The sequence below is a fragment of the Colwellia sp. genome (assembly GCF_013215345.1).
Lineage (GTDB): Bacteria > Pseudomonadota > Gammaproteobacteria > Enterobacterales > Alteromonadaceae > Colwellia.
The window spans coordinates 1-4,405 of the sequence record NZ_JABSOV010000144.1 but is presented as its reverse complement, the minus strand read 5'-3'; the positions used below and the strand labels follow the sequence as shown (position 1 = coordinate 4,405).

At 39.5% G+C, this 4,405-nt stretch carries 4 protein-coding genes and 1 pseudogene; all 5 read left to right on the top strand.

Annotation, left to right across the window (positions count from 1 at the left end; genetic code table 11):
* A pseudogene (locus HRT50_RS16225) lies at positions 1-114 on the top strand (iron ABC transporter substrate-binding protein); the annotation flags it as partial.
* A complete protein-coding gene (locus tag HRT50_RS16220) occupies positions 111-1,739 on the top strand; it encodes an iron ABC transporter permease (RefSeq protein ID WP_291616381.1) in 1,629 nt (542 codons plus the stop codon). The pseudogene HRT50_RS16225 and the gene HRT50_RS16220, both read left to right, overlap by 4 nt.
* Complete coding sequence (locus tag HRT50_RS16215; protein WP_291616379.1) at positions 1,736-2,806, top strand: ABC transporter ATP-binding protein; 1,071 nt, start codon at positions 1,736-1,738, stop codon at positions 2,804-2,806. Before HRT50_RS16220 ends, HRT50_RS16215 begins: the two co-directional genes overlap by 4 nt.
* A gap of 138 nt (positions 2,807-2,944) precedes the next feature.
* The gene (locus HRT50_RS16210; protein WP_291616378.1) at positions 2,945-3,715 is read left to right on the top strand and encodes a response regulator transcription factor; all 771 of its coding nucleotides are present in this window, start codon (positions 2,945-2,947) and stop codon (positions 3,713-3,715) included.
* A gap of 180 nt (positions 3,716-3,895) precedes the next feature.
* The coding region (locus tag HRT50_RS16205) for a 1-acylglycerol-3-phosphate O-acyltransferase (RefSeq protein ID WP_291616376.1) at positions 3,896-4,405 on the top strand (510 nt) is incomplete at its 3' end.

Sequence of the window (4,405 nt, the reverse complement as noted above, 5' to 3'; positions counted from 1 at the left end):
AAGTTAGTTGCTTCATGGGGCAGCTATAAAGCGGATACTTTACCGTTAGAAGATATTGCTAAAAACCGTAAAGTAGCATTAAAGCTGCTAGATCAAGCACAGTTTGATTTGTGATAGCACTGTATAACAGTAAAACATGGAAGTTATCTAGCTATATAATTGCACTGGTACTTACCGTACCAGTGTTGGTTATGCTAGTCGGTGGTATTAGCGCGTCAACGCAACTGTTTAGCCATTTGTGGCAAACAGTACTGCCAACTTATCTTGAAAATACCTTATTACTCGCTTTCTTAGTGGTGTTGCTCGCGTTAATCTTTGGCGTGTTCAGTGCCGCGATCATTACCCAAACGAATCTCATTTTTAAAAAGCAGTTGCGCTGGTTATTATTGTTACCTTTAGCAATGCCAGCCTATTTAGTTGCTTATCTTTATACTGACCTATTTGATTACGCCGGCCCGGTACAGCGCAGTCTTCGAGCCTGGTTTGGTTGGCAAGCACCAAGTGATTACTGGTTTTTTGATATTCGTACTTTGCCAGGCGCGGCTTTAATGCTGGCTTTGGTATTATTTCCTTATATTTATATGCTGACTCGTGGTGCATTTGAGCAACAGGATCAGAACTTAATTCGAGCCAGCCGACTTCTTGGCTTAACGGCTAAACAGAGTTTCTTTAAAGTTGCGCTCCCTTTGGCAAGACCTGCTATTGCGGTTGCCGCGAGCTTAGTATTGATGGAAACCTTAGCTGATTTTGCTACCGTGCAATATTTTGCCGTTAATACCTTAACCACAGCGATATATGATACCTGGCTTGGTTATGGCGATCTTGGCGCGGCCAATGCTTTAGCAAGTGTGTTGATGTTATTGGTACTGTTTGTGGTATTAGCCGAACAACGTAGTAGGGCAGGATTAAGACATCAAAGCGCTCGACCTAACTTATCAAGAGAGTTAATACAGTTATCTTTTAGCCAGCAGGTTATTGGCAGCATTTTTTGCTGGACCCTAGTTATTTTTGGTTTTTTACTGCCCCTGACGTTATTAATCGTTATGGCGGTGCAGTACAGCGATGTAGCCCAATTATCGATGTTAATGTCTACGGGTGTTAATTCCTTGAAAATTTCAGTGATTGCTGCGACCGTTGCAGTATTGATTGCTTTGTCATTAGGTCTATATCAGCGTTTGCATAGCGATAAGTATCGCCAGTTTCCCCTGCAAATATCAGGGTTTGGCTACGCGATACCGGGCACTGTACTTGCCATGGCAATGTTATCGACTTTAGGACCGCTAGATCACTGGCTTAATGATATTGCTGAGTTTCTGGGTTTTGCACCACCAGGCTTAATTTTATCCGGCTCATTGTTCGCCATCATATTTGCCTTGGTAGTACGTTTTTCTGCCATAGCCAATGGCACCATTATCAGTGGTATCAAACAAATACCGCAATCCTTAGATTATGCTCCTGCATCATTAGGGGTGAATTTAACGGGCAGTTTAACTAAGGTACATTTACCTATTTTAACGCCAGCAATACTGGTGGCATGGTTATTAGTTTTTGTTGAGGCAATGAAAGAGTTACCGGCAGTATTATTGCTACGACCTTTTAATTTTGAAACACTAAGTAGCCAAATCTATCAGCTTATTTCTGATGAAATGCTAGAGCAAGGTGCCTTAGGCGCAATCCTTATCGTGTTGTTTGGTTTATTACCAATAGTGCTACTAAATAAGAGCAAGGAAAAAGTATGACGGTGTTGTTAACTATCCAACAACTTTCGATAACATTACAAGACAATGTTGTTTTATCTGAGCTAGATCTTAGTCTGAATAAAGGTGAGATCTTAGGGCTTGTTGGTGCCAGTGGTTGCGGAAAAACTACCTTGCTCAATGCCATCGCTGGTTTTAGTAAGCCAAGTCATGGCAAGATAGTTATTGATGAACTTACCCTCAGTGATAATAACAGCTGCGTGCCAGCAGAAAACCGTCAAGTAGGCATGATTTTCCAAGATTACGCCCTTTTTCCACACTTAACGGTGCAAGAGAATATCGCCTTTGGTATTAGTAAACTAAGTAAGGCTGAGCAAGATAAACAAATTAATGACTTACTTACTATCTTAAAGCTAGAAGAATATAGTAATAGCTATATTCATCAACTTTCTGGTGGCCAGCAACAGCGGGTAGCAATTGCCCGGGCATTAGCACCAAAACCTAAATTACTTTTGCTTGATGAGCCATTTTCAAATATTGATGCTCGTCTTAGAAATGAATTAATGGTCGAGATCAGGCAGTTATTAAAGCAATTTGATATGACAGCCATCTTTGTCACCCATAACAAAGATGAAGTGTTTACTTTTGCCGATAAAATGGCGGTGATGGCACAAGGCAAGTTATTACAGTTTGATGCCCCCAGCGTTATTTGCCAACAACCTAATAGCTATCAAGTGGCAGACTTTCTTCAGCTTGGTAGTTGGTTGCCGTGTCAGCTTGATGCAACGGGAGCACAGAGTTTACTCGGCCTACTTGATGTCGATACAGTGAGTATTGAACAGCAAGATTTCGCTTATTTATTGGTAAAACCAGCGCAGTTATTACTCGATACCGAAGTTGCAGAAAATCATAAAGCCAATGCGCAAGTTGACTACATCAGTGTTACTGAGCAAGGTTATCATTACTACTTAAGTAGTCTTGAAAGCTCAGTGCCTGATCAGACCTTGTCATTTAACAAATTAAGCTTATACAGTGATAGTGTGCTTTCATTAAAGCAACAAGTATCGGTTAGTGTTAAAGCGCATGACTTTTTATTCTTCCAAAAATAATTAATCTCTTAATATTCTAACAACTTATCATCCTTGCAAGTTGTTACTGTTACGTAACAAGCTATTACAGTCTCTTGTCGCCTTTGATTTTATACTTTAGTAATCAAATCTAAGTCGTTTAATTTTAAGGAGTCTGTCATGGCATCAAGTATAGAGCTTGTTGAAAATACACAAGCACTTGAAACTAACCAGAATAATCAATCACAAAAAAAGCTATTATTGATTGAAAATGATCAATATCTAAGTAAATCCTTTGCAATTCATGCTGCTAACTTTGGCCACCAAACGACAAAGATTCGCACCGGCGAAGTGCTTAGCCAAGAATTGAAATGTTACTTAATTGACCATCGACCTAATATGATAGTGTTAGATGTAGGTTTTGCTGACAGTATTCAATTGCTGATAATTCGCGATATTAGGGCGCTATACGATGGTCTGCTAGTGGTTGTTTCAAGCAAGAATAGCGAACAAGAACATATAGACGCTTTTACGCTAGGGGCTGATGATTACTTACTTAAGCCGATTAATAGTCGTGTTTTAATGATACGAATAGAGGCTTTATTTCGCCGCCAAAACAGTAAAATAAATCAAGTTGAGTTAGCCAGTTTAACTGTGGGGGATGTTTGTTTACAGCCCAAGTCACAAAAATGCTTTATCAACGGTGAGGTTGTGAAATTAACTACCTTTGAATTTAATTTATTGAAAGCACTACTTGAGCATCAAGGCAAAATATTATCTCGAGATCAGCTCTACAGCAGCTTGCTTCGCCGAGTATATAACGGTGTTGAGCGTACCCTAGATGTCAGAATGTCGCAATTGCGTGAAAAATTGACCCAAGCTGGCATGCAGAAGAATCAAATTGAAACGGTTTGGGGACAAGGCTATATGTTTAATAATATATCGTCTTAGCTGTATAACTTAGTCGCTAAATAGCGTTCAATATTACGAGGTATTCCGCTTCGTTCTATTGGACTGTTTTTATATCATCAACCATTTCTAGTTTAAAAAGTTAATAGCTTTACCCTATTATTTGTTTTTTCTGTATACTCGCCAATAATCTTTCTTTAGCTACCAATGCGGGAGCTTTTTTTGCTAGCTGTAATACGTATTATTTTAATGACCTTGGCGTTGGTCATCATTTGCACTATTTCTATTTTCTATTGTTTATTGCGTCCTTTTCATCGTGATAACGTTTATCATACGGCCAGATTTTTAGGGAAAATCCCTAAATTATTGGGTGTTGAAATGGAAGTGAGAATTCCTGAGTCTGTTAAAAATATCGGCCCTGTGGTTTGGTTGTCAAATCATCAAAACAGCTATGATCTTTTTACCGTGGCTAATGCCGTATTGCCAGGCACGGTCAGTGTCGGTAAAAAAAGTCTCAAGTGGATACCTTTTTTTGGGCAAATGTATTGGTTAACCGGTAATATTCTAATTGATCGTAAAAATACTAATAAAGCGATGAATACCATACAGCTAACAGCAGATAAAATAAAAAAAGATAAGCTTTCGATATGGATGTTTCCCGAAGGAACCCGCAGCCGTGGTCGAGGCCTATTGCCCCTTAAAACCGGCGCTTTCCGCACGGCTATACAAGCC

Coding starts and splice junctions, on each gene's coding strand:
- HRT50_RS16215 (WP_291616379.1), top strand. CDS start 1,736: ATGACGGTGTTGTTAACTATCCAACAACTTTCGATAACATTACAAGAC.
- HRT50_RS16210 (WP_291616378.1), top strand. CDS start 2,945: ATGGCATCAAGTATAGAGCTTGTTGAAAATACACAAGCACTTGAAACT.